Genomic DNA, 21550 nt, shown 5'->3' on the forward strand with positions numbered 1-21550 from the left:
AGGTTTTTTATGTATTATGAATAATTATTCAAAACTAACTTTAGTGGAGGTAATTGATTTTGATGTTGCATCCAGTGGAATTACCCGAACGTTAATAAACATCGAATTAATGTATCCTTTTTTATACAATGAAAAAACAAATGTTATGTATAGTGAATTTAAATACATTACAATAATGTTCCAAAACTGGAGACATATTTATTTGCGAAGCAGTGAATATAGGTTTATAGTATGTGGAGTCATAATTAGTTGGATGGACTTTGGGAGAAAACAGGAAATGTTACAAATTAATTTAGTTAAATAGAAACCAAGGTCAAAATGTTTAAAAAGAAATAGTTGAATAAATAAAGGCTTCAAATTATAATTACTAATATTCTTCATATAGTTAAATAAAAAAATCTAGTTGAAGAAGAAAAATTGAATAGAGAGACAGACTTATATCAAAATAAGCCTTGGATGATCAAAAGAGGTGGAGAGATGAAACAATTACTATTAAAGAGTAAACGAGTGTTAAGCAATCACTTTGGATTTTTCGTGTTTGCAGTTATTTTATTATGGTTAAAAACGTATGCAGCATATGTGATAGAATTTAATTTAGGGATATCAAATACAATCCAAAAGTTCTTACTGTTTTTCAACCCGTTAAGTTCAGCAGTTATATTTTTAGGGCTCGCATTATTCGCAAAGGGGAAACGAGCTTACATTTGGTTAATTGTTATTGATTTGCTAATGTCTATACTTTTATACTCAAACGTAGTATATTACCGCTTTTTCAGCGACTTTATTACGTTCCCGACATTAACACAATCGAATAACTTTGGAGATTTAGGTAATAGTATTTTTGCATTGCTACATGTATATGATCCACTATATTTCTTAGATACAATCATTTTAATTGTTTTAGTCGCAACGAAATTTGTAAACCCTAAACCAATCCGTGTTGCGAAGCATAAATTATCACTTGTGTTTATAGCAGGTATTTTATTCTTTAGTATTAACTTAGGACTCGCAGAATCGGATCGTCCTCAGTTATTAACTAGAACGTTTGATCGTAATTATATTGTGAAATATTTAGGAGTGTATAACTTTACGATTTATGATGGTATTCAAAGTGCGAAAGCATCAACAGAACGAGCATTAGCTGATGGAGATAATATGACAGAAGTTAGAAACTATCTTACATCAACATATGCAAGTCCAAATCCTGAGTACTTTGGTAAAGGAAAAGGAATGAACGTAATTTATATTCATTTAGAGTCATTCCAAAACTTTTTACTAAACTACAAATTAAATGGCCAAGAGGTTACACCATTCTTAAACTCATTTATAAAAGATGAGAATACGTTATACTTTGATAACTTCTTCCATCAAACAGGACAAGGTAAAACATCTGATGCGGAGTTTATGTTAGAGAACTCAATGTACGGATTACCACAAGGATCTGTTTTTACAAATAAAGCTCATAACACATATCAATCAGCACCAGCTATTTTAGGGCAACAAGGATACACATCAGCAGTATTCCACGGTAACTACAAAACGTTCTGGAATCGTGATGAAATTTATAAATCATTTGGTTTTAATAAATTCTTTGATGCGTCATACTATGATATGAACGAAAAAGATGTAGTAAACTATGGATTAAAAGATAAACCATTCTTTAATGAATCAATTCCATTATTACAAACGTTAAAACAACCGTTCTATGCGAAGTTCATTACGTTATCGAATCATTTCCCTTATCCTATTGATCAGGCGGAAGCAACGATTGAACCAGCCAAAACAGGTGACTCTTCTGTAGATACGTATTTCCAAACAGCACGTTATTTAGATGAATCTGTAAAAGGATTCATGGATTACTTGAAACAATCTGGTTTATATGATAACTCAATTATCGTTATGTACGGTGACCATTACGGTATTTCAGATAATCATAGCGCAGCAATGTCTCAAATAATGGGTAAAGAAATGAACGCATTTGAAAATGCTCAATTACAACGTGTACCTTTAATTATTCGCGTACCAGGAATGGAAGGCGGCGTACAACATCAATACGGCGGAGAAATTGACGTTCTTCCAACGTTATTACACTTACTAGGGACAGATACAAAAAATTATGTCCAATTCGGATCAGATTTATTATCGCCAGAGCATAAACAAGTCGTTCCGTTCCGTAATGGTAACTACGTAAGCCCAACAGTTACTGCACTGAACGGCAAATATTATGATACAGCGACTGGGAAACCTGTAGAATTTACAGATGAAATAAAACAAAATGAACAAATGGTTCAAAAATCACTAAAATACTCTGACCAAGTTGTTAACGGAGATTTATTACGATTCTACACACCGGAAGGATTTACCCCAGTAGATCCTTCAAAGTACAATTACAACAATCGTGATAAAAATAAGCCGAAGGTAAAGACGACTCCGGAAGAGGAAGCTAAATAAATACTAAAGAACGCTACTCATATGAGTAGCGTTCTTGTTTGTATATAATTCCATCGTTATTATACAGAAGGATCTTTTGTTTTTTGTTTCGCCTTTCCGAAGAATACTACACCTACAATGATAATAATGATGAATCCCCATTTAACTAAAGGGTTTCCCTCGAAAAATCCTACAAACCATTTTTCACTTACAATCATTTTCGCAGCAGTATAGGCTAAAACGGCTGCTCCAATCGTAATGATGATAGGGAAACGGTCCACCCATTTTAAAATCAATGTACTTCCCCATACGACTACAGGAATAGAAACTAATAGCCCGATGATTACTAAAGAAAAATTACCATGTGCAGCTCCTGCAACAGCGAGAACATTATCTATTCCCATTAACGCATCAGCTATAATAATGGTTTTAATAGCAGACCAGAATCCTTCTTCTGCCTTAATATCATGATCTTTGCCTTCAGCAATTAATTTGTAAGCAATCCATATAAGAAGTACACCACCAATTAGAAGTAATCCTGGTATTTTTAATAACCAAACAACAACTAAGGTGGCAGCAGCTCTTATAGCGATTGCTCCGATAGTTCCCCAAATGATGACTTTCTTTTGCTGTTCTTTCGGTAATCGTCTTGCTGCTAATCCAATTACAATAGCATTATCACCAGCTAAAACTAAATCAATTACAATAATGGCAAGCAAGGCGGACAAATATTCAGATGAAAGAAAATCCATTTATATATCACTCCTTAAGAGTAATATGTGCTAAGCTGTTAAACGGTATGAAAAATTACAAGGGTAATCTATTTTGATGCATAATTAAGAAAAGAATAGCTTAAAAAAACAATTGCTTCAAATAGTAATCGAGGATGAATTACACAATTATTATTATGATTATTAGTAATGGACATTCAAAAAGATGGCTCCGGTACAATTCCGGAGCCATCTTTTAAGTATTTAATTTTAAATGTGTAGGTTTTAGTTTTAAGATTTACTTTCATATTTTTGGATTGCTACTTTCTTAGGCATGAAACATGCAATAATCAAAGCAACAAAAGATAATACTAACATAAATACGTAGGCATCACTTGAGCTGAAGATAGAAGATAATTTTGTTACTTGCATAGCAGATATGTTTCCATTTTCACTAGATAACTGTAAAGTATGTGAAGTTGACTGGATCGTATATACGGTGATGATAACCGCTGTTCCAATCGCGCCTGCTAATTGGCGGATAGTATTGTTTACTGCTGAACCGTGTGAACCTAGTTCTCTTGGTAAAGCATTTAGGCCTGCAGTATTTAAAGGCATCGAAATGAAGCTTAACCCAATTCGTAAAAGAATAGTACGAACCATTAAATACATATAAGTTGTAGATTCTGTTAAATCAATTACACCCCACATTGAAATGATTATACATATTAAACCTGTAATAAAGAGTGGCTTTGCTCCGTATTTATCAAACATTTTGCCCGTGATAGGGGATAAGAAGGCATTAATCACAGCTCCAGGCAAAAGAAGTAGACCGGATTCAAATGCGGTAAAACCACGTCCATTTTGCAAGTAAATTGGTAAAAGAATTAAATCAGCATACATAATCATCGTAATGAGAATGTTAATGACTGAAGTAAGAGTGAAAATTTTATATTTAAATACGGATAAATTTAGTAATGGATCATTTGACTTTATTTGACGTAAACAGAATAAAGTTGTAACGAATATACCGGTGATAATGGTAGTAATAACAACCGGATGATCCCAACCTTTGCTTCCTGCACTACTAAATCCGAATATAACACAACCAAAGCCAATCGTTGATAAAATGACACTTACGATATCTAATGTGGCTTTTGTTGTCTCAGCAACATTCATTAAATATTTAAATGCGAGAATTATAACGATAAATACAAATGGAGCCAATCCGATAAATAGCCATCTCCATGATACATATTCAATGATAAAACCAGATAAAGTTGGAGCGATGGCTGGAGCGAAAATGATAGCGAAGCCGATAGTCCCCATTACACTTCCGCGCTTTTCACTAGGGTATAAATATAAAATAACTGTCATCATTAGTGGCATAATAATTCCTGCCCCAACTGCTTGAATCATTCTTCCTGTTAACAGAACGCCAAAGTTCATGGCACATGCACAGAGAACAGTTCCAATAAACAAAGAGAGCATCGAGCTAATAAATAGTTGCCGTGTTGTATAACGTTTCATTAAAAATGCAGTAATTGGTACTAGAACACCATTTATGAGCATAAAGCCTGTTGATAGCCATTGTACTGTTGTAGCTGTTACATCAAATACTTCCATTAAATTACTCATCGCCACATTTAATAAAGTCTGATTGAGTGTTGATAAAAAACAGCCAGTAATGAGGACAGCTAATATAATTTTTTTGTTTCTTTCTGATATTTCATTTTGCATTGGTAAACTCCTTCATTATTCACTTGATTTATCGACATTGTGTCGATAAAATTAATGGTAACAAAATAAATTTTCTTTGACCATGAACAGTTTTTTTGAAAATGTTCACTACTCGGCACTGAAGGTATGCACTGTCGAGTAAGTAAAGAGAAAATATATAAAGGAGTTTTAAAGTGTCTACACATAAAAAAGAAGATCCTCGTACAGTTCGTTCAAGAGAAATGTTTAAAAATGCTGTTTTTTCTCTTCTAAGTGAGAATCCTAGTATTTCAAGCTTAACGGTCCAAAAAGTCGCAACAAAAGCAGGATTAAATCGAACAACATTTTACTTACATTATCAAGACATTCAAGATTTACTAGACCAAATTACGAATGAGATTTTAAATGAACTTTCTAATAAAATTGTTGATTTAATACATGCAAAAGATTTATCAGAAAAACAAAAGCTAATACAACTACTGGATTATTTATATATTCACCGAAACTATTTATTTATTTTATTTAAAATGAATAAATTTGAGGAGCAATTATTTTTATTTATTAAGCAATTAATAGAAACGAGAAGAGAGAATACGAAAAAGGATTTACCAGATGATTATGTTGCAGTTGATATTAAAACAGCCTCATTGGTAGGTATTATCATGTGGTGGATAAGGAATGGACTTCACTTTAGTTCAGATTATATGGCAAATCAAATTTATTTCATGTATAAAGGATAATGGTTTTTAAGTATCGGAATTAATAAAATTCATTAAACAAAAGATTCATAGAAGGAAGGAGAAATTCATGAATTTTCAAAACGAAAAAATATCATTACACTTAGAGGTTGTGAAGTACGAGTTTGAAAATGCAAATGATACATATGATCGTAATTGGCTAATGGTAAAAGCGAAACTTTTAGAAGAGAATAATATTTTTGAAAAGATAGATCCTTTTTTACAAACTTCCGACTTACAGTACATGATAAAATGGTTTCAATCTTTACCAAACCCTACATATAACGAACTAGATTTCATAGAACCAAATTTAGCATTTGAATTTATGGGAGAAAAAGAAGGGGAGTTTCATATTGTTATTCGTTTATCGTTGGAACTTAATCCTTCATGGTGTAGGGAAGAGGAATACGAATTTTCTATTAGAATAACTCAAGATGAAAGAGAGAACATTATTCGTTCTATTGAAGAGCAACAAAGAAAATTCCCAAAACGATAAAAAAAGACTTGATAACCTACTAGAGGGAATCAAGTCTTTTTATTACATGCGATTATCATGCCAGAAGTTTACTGGGAAGTGTTCGTTTTCATGATAGCTTTCTAGTTCATATCCTTTTTCTTTCAGCCCTTTAATAATTCCAGGTACTGCTTTAACTGATTGTGGATGAATATCGTGCATAAGAATAACTTCTGTTGGGTTTGTTGCACCATTTAAAACGTTTTCTACAATTTTAGCTGATGCAGCATCAACAGGCATTTTGTTGTACTTCCAGTCTAATGAATCAATTGTCCAGTCCCAAACTTTTAAACCACTCTCGGCAACTTTGTTACGAAGAGCTTCATTTAAACCTGGCATTGAGCCGTAAGCAGGACGAGTTAATACTGGTGATTTTCCTAGAACACCAGCGATTAAGCCTTGGTCTTCTTTCATTTCATCAACGTAATGACCCTCTGTGTAAAGTTTTTTGTAGTTATGAGTCATGCTGTGCATCCCAACGTAGTGGCCTTCAGCATCTTCACGTTTTACAAGGTCGGGGAAAGCTTTAACGTTTGAACCAATTAGGAAGAATGTTGCTTTTGCATTTTCACTCTTTAACATATCTAAAAGCTCAGCTGTGTATTTTCCAGGACCATCATCAAATGTTAAGTAAGCGACTTTTCTAACTTGCCCATTATATTGCTTTGGAGCTTCTTTTGGTGCAAGAGAAGTTTGAATTTCGCTTACAAGTTGAACTGATTTTGCTTCATCCTCTGTACTTGCTAGAGCAGTATGTACTGATCCAAAAGCGGCTTCGTAAGTAAATAATACCCCAGCGCAAATCAACATAGCCCTTTTCACTAAAGTTGTCATCCGAATTCCATTGTGCATAATTTTCCTACTCTCTATAAAAGTTCTACTCTACTATATTAGCAATTATAGGTAGGGAAATGCAAAAAAACTTTTTTACAAGTACAAGAAAGTTTGTCCGAAAGTATGCAAGATTTTATAACAATGGTGTTTTGAGTAAATGGGACAAAAAATGGATAATTCTAATCCTTAATAGGAAACACTACAAAGGATATTAATTTTAGGAGGTGCTTTAATTGAAGTATAAAAAAATACTTTCTATTTGTATGACAAGTATATTTACAGTAGGGCTGCTTTTTGGGTGTAATACAGCTCCAAAGGATGAACAGGAACCAGATCCAACGGAGGAACCTTCTGAGCAAAGAGAACAGGATAAGAATAAACAGCAAGATCCTACGAATGAAAAAAATAATGAGTTAAATAAAAAGGATGAACAGGAGCCAGATCCAACTGAAGAGCCTTCCGAAGAAAGAAAAGAGAAAAAAGAAAATGAGTAATTATTGATCTGTAAAATTTACAGCATAAAAATGAAAAATAGAAGCAAGTAACTTTAAATTATAAAAGCCATTTCCTACATTTAAGGTAAGTGGCTTTTATATTTTAAGCATTTCTTTTGAAATGATACTCTTATTAATAGGTTTTATTACATCCATCGGTCCAACGATATAGATTGGGACAAATGATATGATATGGTATCGTTTAGGAAGTAAGATGGTTATGGGCAAAAAGATGAAAAGGATTAAAATTTCACATACCGTATTTAAAAAATAAATATAGGAAAATCAAAAAATAATGTAGAATATATCGTACATATATATTAAGTCAACATAAAACATAAATGAGGTGGACATATGTTACTTGAAGAAGTAATGCAGCAACTAGAGGAATATGGGACAGTACAAACGTGTAAGACGTATAAAAACCATGGGGCGAAAGAGCCGTTATTTGGAGTTAGCTTTGCGAATTTAAAATTGTTAAAAAAGAAAATAAAAAAAGATCATGATTTAGCAATCTCGTTATGGGAAACGAAAAATATGGATGCTATGACTTTAGCGACATATATTTTAGACCCGAAGAAAGTAACGCCAGAACAGCTTAATAGTTGGGTGCAGGATGTCGATTATTATTGTTTAATGGACGTTCTTATGACAGCGATATGTACTTCGCCAATCGCAATAGATAGGATGGAAGAATGGACAAAATCTGACGATGAATGGATTGGGAGAGCTGGATGGTCTTTATTAGCGAATATTGCAATTAAAAATAAAACGTTACATGATGATTTCTTCTTACCGTATTTAGCAGAGATTAGAATTCATATACATAATGAAAAAAATAGAAAAAAAGAAGCAATGAATAGTGCTTTAATCGCAATAGGAATTCGTAATGAATACTTAGAACGACAAGCAATTGAAATTGCACGTGAAATTGGAAAAGTAGAAGTTGATCACGGTGCAACGTCATGTAAAACGCCAGACGCAGAACCGTATATAAAAAAGGCGAGAGAAAGAGCTGAAAAAAAGAAAGTGAAATAAAAAAGGAGAATGGCTATGAAACCAATTGAAGCGGCACAAAGCATAATTACATCACAATTTCCGAATTGTGATGTAGCTTTACTCGGAGGAAGCGTCGTACGAGGAGAAGCGACTAAAACATCTGACCTTGATATTGTAATAATAGATCATAGTTTGTCATCTTGTTATAGAGAATCCTTCTATAGTAATGGTTGGCCCGTTGAAGTATTTGTACATAATTTTGAAACGTATAAAAACTTTTTTGAAATGGATTGTGATCGAGGGAGACCTTCGTTACCGCAATTAGTTTCAGAGGGGATTGTATTAAAAGGGGAAAATGAAATTGTTGAGAAATTAAAAAGAGAAGCGAATGATTTATTAAAGCAAGGTCCTGGAAAATGGAATGAAGAAACGATGAAACAGAAACGCTATTTTATTACAGATACTTTGGATGATTTCATTGGTGCAACGAAGAGAGAAGAAGAATTGTTCATTGCTAATTTATTAGCGGATTTAGTACATGAATATGTATTAAGAGTAAATAGTAGGTGGCTTGGAAATTCAAAATGGTTTATAAGAGTGCTGAAAAGATATGATGAGCAATACGCAGAACAGTTTGTAACGGCCTTTGATCATTTTTATAAAACAGGAGAGAAAAATGAATTAATTATTTTTATTGAAAAGACTTTAGAACATTATGGAGGAAGAGTGTTCGAAGGGTTTTCTATTGGCAAATAAAAAGGGGATAGTAAAATGAATGTACCAAACGTTAAATTAAGAGAACTGACACTTGATGATGTAGATGATCGATATCACTGGTCATTAGATACAGAAGTGACCGAATATTTAGTCGTACCAGATCAATATCCACCGTTTACTCGTGACGATACGAAAAAATGGATTGAAGCATGTATAAGTCGAAAGAATGGTTATGAACAAAGAGCTATCGATACAGAGAAAGGTATACATATTGGCTGGGTAGATCTTAAAAACTTTGATAAAACAAATAAAAATGCAGAATTAGGAATTGCGATTGGTAAGAAAGAGTATTGGGGAAAAGGGTTTGGAATGGCTGCTCTAAACAGCATGTTACAAATAGGGTTCTCTCAGTTCGAATTAGAGAAAATTTGGTTACGTGTAGATGAAGATAATACACAAGCAAGAAAGAGTTATGAAAAAGCAGGATTTGTATGTGAAGGATTAATGAGAAATGATCGATTGCGCCATGGTAAGTTCATTCATCGCTATCGTTACAGTTTATTAAAAGAAGAGTATGAATCGAAAGTTAATTGTATATAAAAATATTATGTAAATTAAAAAGGGGATAGATAAAATGATTCGATTACTTACAAAAGTGGATGCAAAGCAATATTGGGAGCTACGTTTACAAGCATTACAAGTAAATCCAGAAGCATTTGTAACGACATATGAAGAAGCAGTGAGTCAAGAAAAGCCACTTGACCGCGTTGCTAGTAATCTTTCGTCTAATAGTAGTTTTACATTTGGTGCTTTTAATAAAGAGAGTCGTTTAGTTGGAGTTGTTACTTTATTAACAGAAGAAAAGGAAGCATATAAGCATAAAGGGCATATCGTTGCGATGTATGTAGATGCAAGTAATCGAAGAAGTGGTCTTGCGCGTAATTTAATACGTAAGGCAATTGAAAGAGCAAGCGAAATGAAATTAGAGCAATTGAATTTAGGTGTGGTATCAACAAACGAACCGGCAAAGAAATTATATGAATCGCTCGGCTTTAAAACGTATGGAATTGAAAAGAGAGCTATAAAGATGAATGGTGTGTATAGTGATGATGAACATATGGTGTTGTTCTTTTAAGAGGGAGTTTATCATACTGCATATAAATTGAAAATTTATAATTTTAATTATATTTTCTTTGTTGTATGATATAGGAAGAAACTTAACAAGGGGTTTTAAGATGAAAGCTATTGCAGTTGGAATATTGGCATCATTTTTCTTTGCCTTTACCTTTGTGTTAAATCGGTCGATGGACTTAGAAGGTGGAAGCTGGATATGGAGTGCATCATTGCGTTATTATTTTATGGTTCCAATGCTTTTACTGATTGTCATGTATAGAGGCAATTTAAAGCAGCTCTTTCAATATATGAAAAACAATCCGAAAGAATGGTTGTTATGGAGTATTATAGGATTCGGTCTTTTTTATGCACCGCTTAGTTTTGCTGGTGCATTTGGGCCCGGTTGGCTTGTTGCGTCAACATGGCAAATTACGATCATCGCTGGTATTTTGTTAACGCCATTTTTTGCGGTAGACCCATTACATAAAAAACTTCCGATGAAGGAATTAGTTATGTCGGGCATTATTTTATTTGGTGTTGTTCTCATGCAAGTAGAACATGCGTCTTCTTTAGGAATTCGTGAAACCATTTTATGTGTAGTTCCTGTTCTCATTGCAGCGTTTGCGTATCCACTTGGAAATAGAAAAATGATGCAAGTTTGTAAAGGGGAATTAGATGTATTCCAGCGGGTTCTCGGTATGACATTAGCAAGTTTACCATTTTGGTTTATTCTATCTGGTTATGAGGTATCTACAAATGGATTACCGTCAAGTAGCCAAGTTTTTCAATGTTTTATTGTAGCAGTTAGTTCTGGTTTAATCGCAACAGTATTATTCTTCTTTGCGACAGATCTTGTAAAAGATGATCCGCAAAAATTAGCAACAGTCGAAGCAACGCAGTCTGGTGAAGTATTATTTGCGCTTGTAGGAGAGCTCATCTGGTTATCTGCCCCAATTCCGTCATCCTTATCTTGGATTGGTATGAGCCTTGTTATTATCGGGATGATACTACATAGCTATGTAGCAGTCGTTGTGAAAAAAGAAGAAAAAATAACGGCGTAAAAAGATTAGCTCTTTAAAAAAGAGTTAATCTTTTTTCATGAAAAAGGATGGATATACAATGTTACAATATGTTTAACATGAAGATATAGTTTCGATTAAAGGAGTATTCATCTTCATCTGCGATTTTAATAAATTCTCTAAGTTGAGGTACATCAATATACATAATCGGGTTTATATCTTTTCTCTTTTTTTTCGATATGTAATACAATACCAGATGTGTTTATTAGCATTTTAATAAAAATGAAAATGATTAAGTTAAATATTAAGAAAAATATGATAATATATTTATGAATAGGTTTAAATTTTAATATATAGTGTTAGTGGGGGAACCGTTATGAAAATAAATGAAATAGTAGCGAATACACGATTTCCTAATACAATTGAATCAATTACAAAAGATTTAAAGATATTAGGAGTCGAAAAAGGAATGACAATTATCGTTCATTCATCATTAAGTTCGATCGGTTGGATTTCTGGTGGAGCGGTTGCGGTAGTAGAAGCGTTAATGAAAGTCGTTACAAAAGAAGGAACGATAATTATGCCAACGCAATCTTCAGATTTATCCGATCCGAAACATTGGTCAAGACCACCTGTACCTGAAGACTGGTGGCAGATTATCCGTGATAATGTCCCAGCATTTGATCCACGCATAACACCAACAAGAGGAATGGGTGAAATAGTTGAATGTTTCCGTACATATCCGAATGTAGTGCGCAGCAATCATCCATTAGGAAGTTTTGCTGCATGGGGAAAATATGCAGAGGCAATAACGATGAATCATTCACTATCAATGAGTTTAGGAGAGGAATCACCATTAAGAAAAATATACGATTTAGATGGATATATATTATTAATTGGCGTTGGATATGATTCCAATACGTCTGTCCATTTATCTGAAATACGCACTGGTGCGCGTGAGCTAATAAAAGTAGGAGCACCAATTTTAGAAAACGGTGAAAGAGTATGGAAAGAGTTTGTTGAAATGGATTATGATTCTGATGTGTTTGTAGAAATCGGTGTAGAGTTTGAGCAAAAAGGAACTGTAACAAACGGAAAAATAGGCAACGCAACGTGCCGTCTTATGAAGCAACGTGATATAGTTGACTTTGGAACAGAATGGTTTCGTAAGAAAAATCAGTAAGGGATGGTTACAATGAAGGGGAAAAAGGTATTAATTACGAGTGGTGGTTGTTTAGAAAAATGGGATCAAGTGCGTGGTCATACGAATATGGCAAAAGGAACAATTGGTAGAATAATTGCAGAAGAACTTATAGCTAAAGAGGCACATGTAATATATTTACACGGTTATTTTGCTGAGAAACCAAGCGATGTAAATAAAGGATTAGAGTTACATCCATTTGAGGGAATTGTTGATTTGCAAGATAAAATGAAAAGTATCATTACACATGAAAAAGTTGATGCCGTCATTATGGCAGCGGCTGGATCAGATTGGATTGTTGAAAAAATTTGTGATCAAGATGGAAATGTTCTTAATATGAATGGGAAAATTTCAAGTGATATCGCACCTATTATTCATTTTCAAAAGGCACCGAAAGTATTAAAGCAAATCAAAGAGTGGGATCCGGAAACAGTACTCGTTGGTTTTAAACTGGAAAGTGATTTAAATGAAGAAGAATTGTTCGATAGAGCGAAAAAGAGAATGAAAGAAGCGAAGGCGAATGTAATGATAGCGAATTCACCACATTCTTTATATTCGCGCGAGGCTGTACACTATGTAATTGGAGAAGATGGTAAAGGGAAGTTATGTCATGGGAAAGATGATACAGCGAAAGAAATTGTCAAAAGCTTAGAAGTATTATGTACTCGTATTACTGCTTTGTAAAATTTAGTTTTTAGATAAGAATGAATCCGCATAGTATATAAATGAGTGAGACTTTAATCGAATGTGAAGCGTAAACCAATCAAGATCTATACAGAGAATAATTGGTGAGGAGTGGGTTCTATGGAACATTTATTAAAGCAAGCTATTAAACTCCGGAACGATAAGAAATATGCGCAGTCCAGAGAAATACTTATAGGATTAACAAATTTTACGAGGGATGCAGAAGTGCTTTATCAATGCGCTTGGATACATGATTTAATGGGTCTTGAAACGGAAGCAGTGCCGTATTATGAACAGGCTATTGCAAACGGTCTTGAAGGTGAATCACTTTGCGGAGCTTATATTGGTCTTGGTAGTACATATCGTTGTATTGGAGAGTATGATAAAGCAATTACTATTTTAGAAGCAGGGATACAGAAGTTCCCAGAGAATGACGCTATGAAAGTTTTTTTATCATTAGCCAAATATAATGTGAACGATCACGAATCCGCGATGAAATTATTACTTGAAACTGTCGTAAAAGTAGATACAGTAAAAGAATTTGAACGTGCCATTTCATTTTATAAAGAACATTTAAACGAGGTTTTTAAATAGAGGAGTGAACGCATGAATGTTGCCATCTCACGGAAGCGAAAAGGTATTTGGATTGGACTCGTATCTTTAATTATGTTATCAAACTATTTATTGTATGCTCTTCCAATTGTACCAGCTGCTCCAAAAGAAGTAGTGCTTGGTTCGTTATTAGATTTTATGTTTGTAATTCCAGTCATCACATATTTCTTTATTATTAGGAAAAGATACTCGTTAACGTATATATTTCCTGTAGTTATAGCTGGATACGTGTTCGCAAGATTTATAATTCCTAGTGACTATTTACAAGCTTTTTCATTCGTTACTTATATAATAGTTGCAGGAGAAATTGTATTTGTAGGCTTAGAATTATTCCTTCTATATAAAATTGTTAGAATGCTTCCTAACATAGTAAAAAGATTTAAAGAATATAGAAGTGAATATTCGTCATTTTCTTATGCAATTGATGCAGCGTTTGATGCTACTATGAAAAGAAGTAAGGCTGTAAGTATCATTCTTACTGAGTGTAAGTTAATCTATTATGCGTTTTTATCGTGGCGTGAAAAAGTACCAGATGGTGAATGCACATATTCCTATCACAAAAAGACCGGTGCAATAGGTGTGTATATCATGATTATTCACGCAACATTAATTGAAAGTATTGGTTTTCATTATTTACTTCATCAATGGAATCCAGTAATAGCTTGGATTTTACTCATATTAAACGTATATGCGATGATTTATTTTTTAGCTGAAATACAAGCGATGCGTAAAAATCCAATTGTCGTAAGAGAAGACAACATAATCATTCAGATCGGATTAGGAAAGAAAATCGTTTTGCCATTTACTCAAATTAACAACATTGTGTTTTATAAAGGTGAACTTTTAAAGAAAGAAGAAAAAGAGGTTCTTGATGCAACTGTTATGGAGTTCATAAAAGAACCTGCTACTTTTGAAATAACGTTAAAAGAGCCAGTGAAAGCGCAGTTGTTGTATGGATTTACTAAAACAGTAAGTCGTGTGCACTTAAATGTTGATGAGAAACGAAAATTTTATGATGCGGTTACTGAAAGGTTAAAACATATGAATGGTGGATAGTGAAAAACTCCTTCTAAATAAGAAGGAGTTTTATTGTGTAATTGTAGGTCATACACTTCTTTATCACTATATAAACGGATATAATTAAGACTAGAAATAGCATAAGGGGAAACAAAAAATGAATAAATTACTAACGCCTAAAAGTGAAATTATAGAAAGAAAAATTCGGTATGACTCAACAATAATAGATCACAATTGCTTAATACTTGAAAAGAAATCTCAAAGTATCATGTTATTTCATGAGGTTCAGTATTCATTTACGATGAATACAAATGATTCGAGTTTAACAATCCCAAAAGGAAGTTACACCATTGCATACTACTGGGAAAATCGTCCGTACAATTTATACATATGGAGAGATAAGAACGGAATGTATTTAGGCGCTTATTTTAATATTGTAAAAAATACGTACATAACAGACGAACTAGTGTTATTTGAAGACTTAATTATTGATATTTTGGTACTTCCAAGTGAAGAATACTATATATTAGATGAAGATGAATTACCTGAGCCCTTAGAGAATTTTGAAGGTGGCTATGTGGATGAAGCTCTGTATGTATTAAAAGAAATAATTCAAAAGTCGCTTCCTCAAATGATTGTAGAGACAGAAATGGTGCAGCTAAAATAAAATTTAATCGATTTGAAAAGAAAATACGTGTTTAATGAGAATGAGTAGTCTCAAATTATATGATCTAACTTTTTTGATAAATCTAGGGTTAGAAGCATATTTTTTTGGATTACTCTTTTTTTGTAGGAGTTTTGTTGCTTAGTTTCTAAATTGATTTTTAAATTTATCAAATAAGATTGACTGAATTAAGTTCAGTCATTTATGATTGAATCAGATTCAGTCGTGGTAAAAAACATAGTAGGAGATGACGTATGAAAAGAATATCAAAAGAACCAGATATAAGACGCCAAGAGTTAATGGATATTGGTTTTGAACTATATATGAAAAATGGTATGGGAGGATTTAGCATAAAAGATGTTGTTAGTCAGGCTGGTGTAGCGACAGGGTTGTTTTACTATTACTTTAAATCTAAAGAAGATTTTGTTGATGAGACTTTAAATAGCTTCATTGTGAAAAATATGGAGTTAATCGAAGGAATACTTATTTCAAATGAACGGTCTGTAATGCAGAAGATGAAAGATTCTCTAGATATATTTTGGACATTTATTGAAAAATTAGCACCATATAAAAATGTGAGTTCGTTTCAGACGGAACAACATTTTCAATTGGAACAGAAATTATTCACAAGAATTCAACCATTAATTCGACAAGTAATTGAAGAAGGAGTGAAAATGGGGATTTTTTATACTGAGAACTCATTATTAGCTTCTGGATTTATTTTATACGGTCTTAGCAGTATTGCTCATTCAGAAGTAAATTTGAATCTAGATACGAAGCAAGAAATGGTTAATTTAGTATTAATTACACTACGATACGATCAAAAAGAAGGTGAATGTATATGAAGATTATTATCGATGGAAACAATATTTCGCAAGAGCAACTTACAAAGTGGAAAAGAGAACGTATTAAAAAAGTATTAAATACATTAGGACATAAAGAGCCGGAATTAAATGATACAGACGTCATGATAAAAAAGCTAACGGAACTAAAGTTAAATTATTCATATAATGAAATGTATGATAAGTTGAAATCTAAACTTAAATTAAGTGAAATGGGTATGCGTATTTGTACTGTTTTATCTGGCGATAGACGAAAATTTTCAAAAACAAGTATTTATTTAGACGGGATTACGGCAGAAGAAGCGATAAATGGAATTGATAGTTTTATGCTTGAACAATCACGTGAAAATGATCAAGTGAATTTATCAGCTTGTCCGGATCACTATGTACTAAGACCCTTTGGGGAAAATGAATTAGAAGTTATTGAAACTACTGGTAATTCTCCGTTTCCGGTTCAATTTTTTATTGTTTTTGGTGACGAAACGGGATTGAAAACACCTAGAGATAAGTCTTATCCATACCAGTCAACAGGTGGTGCACGTATGAAAGACGGTACTATTATTGGTGGAGTCCGGCATCAATTTAAAGATACAGATACTGGTATAAAAGTAAGTCTAGTTGTAGAGTTCCCGGCACTTTGTCCTAATAGCCTTATTAAATCGCATCAAATGCATTTGGCATGTGAGTTTTCTTATTGGTTACAGTGGATTAAGGACCGTAAAAAATAGTTTTCAAATAAACAACAGTCAAGATGTTCAAACAAAAAAACTCGCAAGTTATTAAGCTTACGGGTTTTCATCGTAAACAATTAATAAATATGGTAAAATTAAGAGGTAACTTATGGTACGGTTGGTTGTTCAATTATCACTTCTCCAAAGTAGGAGGGGGGTGATAATACATGAGTGAAATTACGTTGTTACTGCAAGGTGGACTGTTTCTCGTTGCATTGTTAACGTTTATTGTCGTCTTAATTGACAAGCTCAAAAAATAACAACCCACCTATGCCTATAGAATGTGGGTTGTTTTGTTTGTAAGAAACAAATAGGATAAATGAACAATCCAATCTGCTAAGTTACGTGGACTAGTGTGTAGCCGCACACTAGTCTTTTTTATTTATATACAATTTATAATTAGATTATGTGATTGTATTGTTCTTTTCATAATCATTATAACACAGTGTCTTTTCATCAAGAAAGGAGACCGTATGTTCTGATTCTGATTATATAGAAGGTGTTTTTTCTTTAAATAGCCCGTCCATATATTGTTTTAAACTTTGGACATAAAATTCCTGCTTATTTACGTTATTTACGCCAACAATGGGTGATGGAAGTTCATATCGCTTTTCTGATAAATGAACGACAACGTCAAAGATATCAAATAGACGAATGAAGCAGAACAGACCGTCTCTATCGCTTAATAAAATAAAATAATGGTTATCACTCTTTGTATTTAATGTATTCCATAAAGAACTTTTGCTTAAGTCACGTACAATACTCTTTTCTTTTAATTCCATGAAATCTGCATTTAATAGAATGTTAGAAATATCAATTGCATCTTGATCTTCAAAATAGCCATCAATTGTTTGTACAGCGAAAGTATAAGCCATTTTTAATACGCTCATTTTGTATTTACGGTTATCTAGAAGTAATTCACGTTGAATAGAGCTAGCTACTTTCGTTACGCGTTCTTCTTTCCAAATTTCATTATGTAATGAAATATCGTGCTTTTTACATAGTTTCATAATTAATGCATTGGAATAAAGTATTTCATCACTTACTTCAATAACATCTGTCTCAGCCGCCGCAAGTTCCTCGCCATGTTCATTCGTATAAAGAGGGGAGTCGATTTGTTTTTTCATTTGCTCAATCTTAAATTGACTTAATTTATGCCTAATTAAAGGACGATCAATATTTGTTGTCATATGTTCATGACAAGTATCACAAATTGAGTTTGTGAAATAATATCCACATAATATTTCTGGGATGACATATTGTTCACTAAGTTCTTTCGTATCTTTTCTGCAAATGATGCATTGTGTCATATTTATCACCTTTACCTGCAAATTTGTATGTAATCTCATTGTAGTGTATTTATTGGCATTTTGGAATATTGTTAAGGAAAATATTATGTGAAATTCATGTTTATTTTGGTACAATATAGAGAAGTGCTAGTTTAAAGGAGGACGTTTTTTTGAAATCGAAAGTGCACTTTTGGACATTAGAAGTGCTGATGGTTGTAGGGATTATATTTATTTGCACAAAAATATCGTTTCTATTTCAACCAATTGGTATCTTCATATCAACATTATTTTTCCCAATTTTAATCGCGTTATTTTTATACTTTGTATTTAACCCTTTGTTAGTTTTTTTAGAGAATAAAAAAGTTCCTAGAAATTTAGCGATTTTGCTACTATACCTTTTTATTATCACATTAGGTGGGGTTGCTATTGGAGTAGTCGTTCCAACTATCTCACAACAGTTAATGGATTTAGTAAAAAATATGCCAACTTACATAAAAGAGGGGAAAATATACATACAAGAGTTATCCCATCATAGATTTTTTGAATGGATATCTACACAAAACTACGTTTCCATTGAAACAATTGAAAAAAATGTGGTTGAATCTTTAAAGGAAATACCAAACACAATTACGTCGAGTGCAACGGCTGTATTTGGTATCATCACGAATGTTGCGTTAGTTATATTTACAGTACCGTTCATATTATTTTATATGTTTAAAGATGGACATGCCTTTCCAGGGAAAGCAGTTAGCCTATTACCTGAGTCTTACCGAGAAGAAGGACTTCGTATCATAAAGGAAACGAACGAAACATTATCTGCATATATTCAAGGCCAAGCGCTCGTTTGTTTATTTATAGGTGCCTTTACATTTACTGGTTATTTAATTATCGGTTTACCGTATGCTTTCGTTTTAGGGATTATCGCAGCATTTACAAATATAATTCCGAACTTAGGTCCATTTATCGGTGCAGCACCGGCTGTCATTGTAGGTCTGTTCGTATCTCCGATGCAAGCATTGTACGTAATAATTATCGTAACAATTGTACAGCAGTTTGAAAGTAACATTATTTCACCGCGTATTATGAGTTCAAAATTAAATATCCACCCGTTAACAATTATTATTTTAATTTTAGGGGTAGGTAACTTTGCGGGAATTATCGGGATGATTTTAGCAGTGCCAGTTTATGCAGTAACAAAAACGGTTGTTTCGAACTTAGTGAGATTGTTTAAGACGAAACGAAATAATCGAAAATAGTAATTGTTGACAAAGATACACCGCTTTTTAAGTGGTGTATCTTTGTTTGTAAATTAATATTTAAAAGTGTACTAATATAGTTTTAATATATATTTTTTACATATCAAATTCAACGGTAAGCCTGTGTGATATGATCCCTATAAAACTATGTGGAATCCCTCTGAACTATCCAAATCATTTCTTTACACCGTGCTATCAACATCATAATCGACTCCTTTCAATTTGTTATATTTAAACGATTATAGGTGAGTGTAGTATTTGCTTCTACGATCACGAATTTCATCAATAATTTGTTTATATTGTTGCTCTTGTTTTAATTCATTTTGAGACATCGTTTCTTTTTGAATCGTAATAGTTAAAAAGAAAAGGTGAAACTTCATAAGTGAATTCCTCCTTTCAAATCGGAATTACAGATGACTACAGTAATGACTTTGTCTTTCTTTTACATGATCCATAGCCTGATTAATTTGTCGTTCATGAAGTATTTCAGACCCAGAAAATTTATTTTTTTGAATGGTAATGGTTAAGAAGAATACTTTAAATTTCATTAGATAATGGCCCCTTTAAGAATTATTTAGAAAAGACGGTTGTAAAAAGAGGATTGCAGCTCTTTTACTTCGTCCATAGTATTTTGAACGTGTTGATCGTGTAAAACCTCATTTTGTGAAAGCTTACGTTTTTGAATAGTAATGGTTAAAAAGAATGCTTTGAATTTCATTAAGATATTGCCCCTTTAAAATATATTTTTAACACATTTGTGTATAGTACGTACTTCTAATGTCAGTTAATTTATCAGTTGTTTGTTTTAATTGTTGTTTACGAATAATTTCATCTTCAGATAATGTTTTTTTCTGAAGTGCAGTCGTAAAAAAGAAAATATGGAAAGTCATAGACGAATTCCTCCTTTCGAAAAGGAATTACAGGTGATCACAATACAGCACTTGGCGCTCCTTAACATCATTCATAGCTTTTTCAATCTGCTCATTATGAAAAATTTCAGCTTTGGAAATTGTATTTCTTTGAATCGTAATACTTAAAAACAATACGCTAATAGTCATCGAATGTTGCTCCTTTCTTTAAAAAATAATGTAAGAGACTAAAAAATCGCACAAAAAAGCCACAGGAAGATATAGTTCTCCTATGGCTAGGCGTGAAAAAGCCACAGGAAAGTATACGACCTCCTGTGGCGAATTTATGAATTAATAGAAATAAAGTACGATTTTCAATTCTCCGTTAGGGTGGTCGAATTCATATTTAATTGTCCGAAAAACACAGGTGCAGTTAACGCTAAAGTTAAAGCATGTAAATGTAATTTCATCATTTCCTTCGACCTCCTTTTAGAATATTTTTCTTACGTTAGTAAGTATATACAATTAATGGATAATTGTAAACATAAAAATTGAAAATTTTTAATTTTGATTAAAATGCGTATATATTAAAGGGGATTATAAGGATACATTGTATTGATTGGATAATAAATAGAACTTTGGGGTGTCTAATGAAGTATATGAATGGATTAGCAGGTGTTATGCTAACATTTTTTTTATTTGTTACCGCTTGTTCTAATGGGGAACAAGTAAAAGAAATATCACATATCGAACTTGGGGCTATTAAAAAATATACCGGGACATACGTTGGAAATAATACCGATGTGTTAGCGATTGTTAAAAATTTATCTGGTGGTGAAATCGTGAAACCTACTCTAGAACAAAATAAATTAATATACATACAAATTGCAGAAACAATTGAATCTGATATTTCAAGATATGGTTCAAGACAATATATTGTTGATTTAGATCAACAAACGATTGGTTTATTATTTTAGGTCTTTGCAGTAACGTATATCATTCGGTGGAGAATTGCTTGTTATATAAAGTTTCACTTTATATAACAAGCAAAATAATTTGTTGAAGTGCAAACTGCGATACAATATGATAAATATAAAAAATGAGGGGAAGTAGGGTGGAT

At 32.8% G+C, this 21550-nt stretch carries 28 protein-coding genes; 19 read left to right on the forward strand and 9 right to left on the reverse strand.

Annotated elements, in window-relative coordinates; translation table 11 throughout:
• Window positions 1-477 precede the first annotated feature (477 nt).
• Window positions 478-2451, forward strand: coding sequence for an LTA synthase family protein (locus tag COC96_RS06005; protein WP_098266390.1), 1974 nt, complete (start codon window positions 478-480; stop codon window positions 2449-2451).
• Between the two features lie 59 nt (window positions 2452-2510).
• Here the strand turns inward: COC96_RS06005 and COC96_RS06010 are convergent, their stop codons facing one another.
• Both COC96_RS06010 and COC96_RS06015 read right to left on the reverse strand, forming a co-directional pair.
• Window positions 2511-3182 carry a TerC family protein gene (locus COC96_RS06010; protein WP_098266391.1) on the reverse strand — a complete coding sequence of 224 codons (672 nt, stop codon included), beginning with the start codon at window positions 3180-3182 and terminating at the stop codon, window positions 2511-2513.
• 249 nt (window positions 3183-3431) lie between these two features.
• Entirely contained in the window at window positions 3432-4880 is a 1449-nt protein-coding gene (locus tag COC96_RS06015) for a DHA2 family efflux MFS transporter permease subunit (protein WP_098768487.1), read from the reverse strand.
• A 173-nt stretch (window positions 4881-5053) separates the two neighbouring features.
• Here COC96_RS06015 and COC96_RS06020 point away from each other — a divergent pair, with 173 nt between their 5' ends.
• Together COC96_RS06020 and COC96_RS06025 are read left to right on the forward strand one after the other, a co-directional pair.
• The gene (locus COC96_RS06020; protein WP_098768488.1) at window positions 5054-5599 is read left to right on the forward strand and encodes a TetR/AcrR family transcriptional regulator; all 546 of its coding nucleotides are present in this window, start codon (window positions 5054-5056) and stop codon (window positions 5597-5599) included.
• A 67-nt stretch (window positions 5600-5666) separates the two neighbouring features.
• Complete coding sequence (locus COC96_RS06025) at window positions 5667-6092, forward strand: WapI family immunity protein (protein ID WP_098266397.1); 426 nt, start codon at window positions 5667-5669, stop codon at window positions 6090-6092.
• Between the two features lie 42 nt (window positions 6093-6134).
• On the opposite strand, the gene COC96_RS06030 is transcribed toward COC96_RS06025, so the two are convergent.
• Window positions 6135-6962 carry a peptidoglycan-N-acetylglucosamine deacetylase gene (locus COC96_RS06030; RefSeq protein ID WP_098768489.1) on the reverse strand — a complete coding sequence of 276 codons (828 nt, stop codon included), beginning with the start codon at window positions 6960-6962 and terminating at the stop codon, window positions 6135-6137.
• Window positions 6963-7177: 215 nt separating this feature from the next.
• On the opposite strand from COC96_RS06030, the gene COC96_RS06035 reads away from it, so the two are divergent.
• The 14 genes from COC96_RS06035 to COC96_RS27925 all read left to right on the forward strand — a co-directional run bounded on the left by COC96_RS06035 (window position 7178) and on the right by COC96_RS27925 (window position 17297).
• Window positions 7178-7438, forward strand: a complete 261-nt coding sequence (locus tag COC96_RS06035) for a hypothetical protein (protein ID WP_098266399.1) — start codon at window positions 7178-7180, stop codon at window positions 7436-7438.
• Between the two features lie 354 nt (window positions 7439-7792).
• A complete protein-coding gene (locus tag COC96_RS06040; RefSeq protein WP_098768490.1) occupies window positions 7793-8476 on the forward strand; it encodes a DNA alkylation repair protein in 684 nt (227 codons plus the stop codon).
• Between the two features lie 15 nt (window positions 8477-8491).
• Window positions 8492-9193 carry a nucleotidyltransferase domain-containing protein gene (locus tag COC96_RS06045; protein WP_098768491.1) on the forward strand — a complete coding sequence of 234 codons (702 nt, stop codon included), beginning with the start codon at window positions 8492-8494 and terminating at the stop codon, window positions 9191-9193.
• Between the two features lie 15 nt (window positions 9194-9208).
• Window positions 9209-9754: a GNAT family N-acetyltransferase gene (locus COC96_RS06050; protein WP_098768492.1), complete on the forward strand. Its 546-nt coding sequence runs from the start codon at window positions 9209-9211 to the stop codon at window positions 9752-9754.
• A gap of 34 nt (window positions 9755-9788) precedes the next feature.
• On the forward strand, window positions 9789-10289 hold the full coding sequence (locus COC96_RS06055; RefSeq protein ID WP_098768493.1) for a GNAT family N-acetyltransferase: 501 nt from the start codon (window positions 9789-9791) through the stop codon (window positions 10287-10289).
• Window positions 10290-10389: 100 nt separating this feature from the next.
• Window positions 10390-11328: a DMT family transporter gene (locus COC96_RS06060; RefSeq protein WP_098768494.1), complete on the forward strand. Its 939-nt coding sequence runs from the start codon at window positions 10390-10392 to the stop codon at window positions 11326-11328.
• 340 nt (window positions 11329-11668) lie between these two features.
• A complete protein-coding gene (locus COC96_RS06065; RefSeq protein WP_141436353.1) occupies window positions 11669-12469 on the forward strand; it encodes an aminoglycoside N(3)-acetyltransferase in 801 nt (266 codons plus the stop codon).
• A gap of 12 nt (window positions 12470-12481) precedes the next feature.
• The gene (locus COC96_RS06070; protein ID WP_098768495.1) at window positions 12482-13171 is read left to right on the forward strand and encodes a phosphopantothenoylcysteine decarboxylase domain-containing protein; all 690 of its coding nucleotides are present in this window, start codon (window positions 12482-12484) and stop codon (window positions 13169-13171) included.
• A 120-nt stretch (window positions 13172-13291) separates the two neighbouring features.
• On the forward strand, window positions 13292-13765 hold the full coding sequence (locus COC96_RS06075; protein ID WP_141535988.1) for a tetratricopeptide repeat protein: 474 nt from the start codon (window positions 13292-13294) through the stop codon (window positions 13763-13765).
• 12 nt (window positions 13766-13777) lie between these two features.
• Window positions 13778-14839: a hypothetical protein gene (locus COC96_RS06080; protein ID WP_098768496.1), complete on the forward strand. Its 1062-nt coding sequence runs from the start codon at window positions 13778-13780 to the stop codon at window positions 14837-14839.
• A 118-nt stretch (window positions 14840-14957) separates the two neighbouring features.
• On the forward strand, window positions 14958-15467 hold the full coding sequence (locus COC96_RS06085) for a DUF402 domain-containing protein (protein WP_098768497.1): 510 nt from the start codon (window positions 14958-14960) through the stop codon (window positions 15465-15467).
• A gap of 251 nt (window positions 15468-15718) precedes the next feature.
• Window positions 15719-16309, forward strand: a complete 591-nt coding sequence (locus tag COC96_RS06090; RefSeq protein ID WP_098266409.1) for a TetR/AcrR family transcriptional regulator — start codon at window positions 15719-15721, stop codon at window positions 16307-16309.
• Complete coding sequence (locus COC96_RS06095; protein WP_098266410.1) at window positions 16306-17034, forward strand: hypothetical protein; 729 nt, start codon at window positions 16306-16308, stop codon at window positions 17032-17034. The genes COC96_RS06090 and COC96_RS06095 overlap by 4 nt, the downstream gene beginning before the upstream one ends.
• Before the next feature lie 170 nt (window positions 17035-17204).
• A complete protein-coding gene (locus tag COC96_RS27925; RefSeq protein ID WP_001290205.1) occupies window positions 17205-17297 on the forward strand; it encodes a putative holin-like toxin in 93 nt (30 codons plus the stop codon).
• A gap of 228 nt (window positions 17298-17525) precedes the next feature.
• Here the strand turns inward: COC96_RS27925 and COC96_RS06105 are convergent, their stop codons facing one another.
• On the reverse strand, window positions 17526-18347 hold the full coding sequence (locus tag COC96_RS06105; RefSeq protein WP_098266411.1) for an HNH endonuclease: 822 nt from the start codon (window positions 18345-18347) through the stop codon (window positions 17526-17528).
• A 149-nt stretch (window positions 18348-18496) separates the two neighbouring features.
• On the opposite strand from COC96_RS06105, the gene COC96_RS06110 reads away from it, so the two are divergent.
• Window positions 18497-19582 (forward strand): AI-2E family transporter, encoded by a 1086-nt coding sequence (locus COC96_RS06110; protein WP_098768498.1) that lies wholly within the window; start codon window positions 18497-18499, stop codon window positions 19580-19582.
• Window positions 19583-19821: 239 nt separating this feature from the next.
• On the opposite strand, the gene COC96_RS06115 is transcribed toward COC96_RS06110, so the two are convergent.
• Genes COC96_RS06115 through COC96_RS06135 form a run of 5 tightly spaced genes read right to left on the reverse strand, consistent with a single transcriptional unit; the run spans window position 19822 to window position 20640 of the window.
• Window positions 19822-19962: a YrzI family small protein gene (locus COC96_RS06115; RefSeq protein ID WP_088229391.1), complete on the reverse strand. Its 141-nt coding sequence runs from the start codon at window positions 19960-19962 to the stop codon at window positions 19822-19824.
• Window positions 19963-19989: 27 nt separating this feature from the next.
• Complete coding sequence (locus COC96_RS06120; protein ID WP_098266412.1) at window positions 19990-20130, reverse strand: YrzI family small protein; 141 nt, start codon at window positions 20128-20130, stop codon at window positions 19990-19992.
• Between the two features lie 26 nt (window positions 20131-20156).
• Window positions 20157-20300, reverse strand: coding sequence for a YrzI family small protein (locus tag COC96_RS06125; RefSeq protein ID WP_088229388.1), 144 nt, complete (start codon window positions 20298-20300; stop codon window positions 20157-20159).
• 28 nt (window positions 20301-20328) lie between these two features.
• Window positions 20329-20472: a YrzI family small protein gene (locus COC96_RS06130; RefSeq protein WP_000142705.1), complete on the reverse strand. Its 144-nt coding sequence runs from the start codon at window positions 20470-20472 to the stop codon at window positions 20329-20331.
• 27 nt (window positions 20473-20499) lie between these two features.
• A complete protein-coding gene (locus tag COC96_RS06135) occupies window positions 20500-20640 on the reverse strand; it encodes a YrzI family small protein (protein WP_000156185.1) in 141 nt (46 codons plus the stop codon).
• A gap of 440 nt (window positions 20641-21080) precedes the next feature.
• Between COC96_RS06135 and COC96_RS27930 the strand changes: the two genes are divergently transcribed.
• Window positions 21081-21407: a hypothetical protein gene (locus tag COC96_RS27930; RefSeq protein ID WP_225316025.1), complete on the forward strand. Its 327-nt coding sequence runs from the start codon at window positions 21081-21083 to the stop codon at window positions 21405-21407.
• The last annotated feature ends 143 nt before the right edge of the window (window positions 21408-21550 follow it).

It is taken from the genome of Bacillus cereus, from assembly GCF_002577405.1.
GTDB classification, from domain to species: Bacteria; Bacillota; Bacilli; order Bacillales; family Bacillaceae_G; genus Bacillus_A; species Bacillus_A cereus_AU.

Bases quoted from the DNA above. Each gene is read 5' to 3' on its own strand.
- COC96_RS06005 (WP_098266390.1), top strand. From the start codon at position 478: ATGAAACAATTACTATTAAAGAGTAAACGAGTGTTAAGCAATCACTTT.
- COC96_RS06010 (WP_098266391.1), bottom strand. From the start codon at position 3,182: ATGGATTTTCTTTCATCTGAATATTTGTCCGCCTTGCTTGCCATTATT.
- COC96_RS06015 (WP_098768487.1), bottom strand. From the start codon at position 4,880: ATGCAAAATGAAATATCAGAAAGAAACAAAAAAATTATATTAGCTGTC.
- COC96_RS06025 (WP_098266397.1), top strand. From the start codon at position 5,667: ATGAATTTTCAAAACGAAAAAATATCATTACACTTAGAGGTTGTGAAG.
- COC96_RS06030 (WP_098768489.1), bottom strand. From the start codon at position 6,962: ATGCACAATGGAATTCGGATGACAACTTTAGTGAAAAGGGCTATGTTG.
- COC96_RS06040 (WP_098768490.1), top strand. From the start codon at position 7,793: ATGTTACTTGAAGAAGTAATGCAGCAACTAGAGGAATATGGGACAGTA.
- COC96_RS06045 (WP_098768491.1), top strand. From the start codon at position 8,492: ATGAAACCAATTGAAGCGGCACAAAGCATAATTACATCACAATTTCCG.
- COC96_RS06050 (WP_098768492.1), top strand. From the start codon at position 9,209: ATGAATGTACCAAACGTTAAATTAAGAGAACTGACACTTGATGATGTA.
- COC96_RS06055 (WP_098768493.1), top strand. From the start codon at position 9,789: ATGATTCGATTACTTACAAAAGTGGATGCAAAGCAATATTGGGAGCTA.
- COC96_RS06060 (WP_098768494.1), top strand. From the start codon at position 10,390: ATGAAAGCTATTGCAGTTGGAATATTGGCATCATTTTTCTTTGCCTTT.
- COC96_RS06070 (WP_098768495.1), top strand. From the start codon at position 12,482: ATGAAGGGGAAAAAGGTATTAATTACGAGTGGTGGTTGTTTAGAAAAA.
- COC96_RS06075 (WP_141535988.1), top strand. From the start codon at position 13,292: ATGGAACATTTATTAAAGCAAGCTATTAAACTCCGGAACGATAAGAAA.
- COC96_RS06080 (WP_098768496.1), top strand. From the start codon at position 13,778: ATGAATGTTGCCATCTCACGGAAGCGAAAAGGTATTTGGATTGGACTC.
- COC96_RS06085 (WP_098768497.1), top strand. From the start codon at position 14,958: ATGAATAAATTACTAACGCCTAAAAGTGAAATTATAGAAAGAAAAATT.
- COC96_RS06090 (WP_098266409.1), top strand. From the start codon at position 15,719: ATGAAAAGAATATCAAAAGAACCAGATATAAGACGCCAAGAGTTAATG.
- COC96_RS06095 (WP_098266410.1), top strand. From the start codon at position 16,306: ATGAAGATTATTATCGATGGAAACAATATTTCGCAAGAGCAACTTACA.
- COC96_RS27925 (WP_001290205.1), top strand. From the start codon at position 17,205: ATGAGTGAAATTACGTTGTTACTGCAAGGTGGACTGTTTCTCGTTGCA.
- COC96_RS06105 (WP_098266411.1), bottom strand. From the start codon at position 18,347: ATGACACAATGCATCATTTGCAGAAAAGATACGAAAGAACTTAGTGAA.
- COC96_RS06115 (WP_088229391.1), bottom strand. From the start codon at position 19,962: ATGAAGTTTCACCTTTTCTTTTTAACTATTACGATTCAAAAAGAAACG.
- COC96_RS06120 (WP_098266412.1), bottom strand. From the start codon at position 20,130: ATGAAATTTAAAGTATTCTTCTTAACCATTACCATTCAAAAAAATAAA.
- COC96_RS06125 (WP_088229388.1), bottom strand. From the start codon at position 20,300: ATGAAATTCAAAGCATTCTTTTTAACCATTACTATTCAAAAACGTAAG.
- COC96_RS06130 (WP_000142705.1), bottom strand. From the start codon at position 20,472: ATGACTTTCCATATTTTCTTTTTTACGACTGCACTTCAGAAAAAAACA.
- COC96_RS06135 (WP_000156185.1), bottom strand. From the start codon at position 20,640: ATGACTATTAGCGTATTGTTTTTAAGTATTACGATTCAAAGAAATACA.
- COC96_RS27930 (WP_225316025.1), top strand. From the start codon at position 21,081: ATGAAGTATATGAATGGATTAGCAGGTGTTATGCTAACATTTTTTTTA.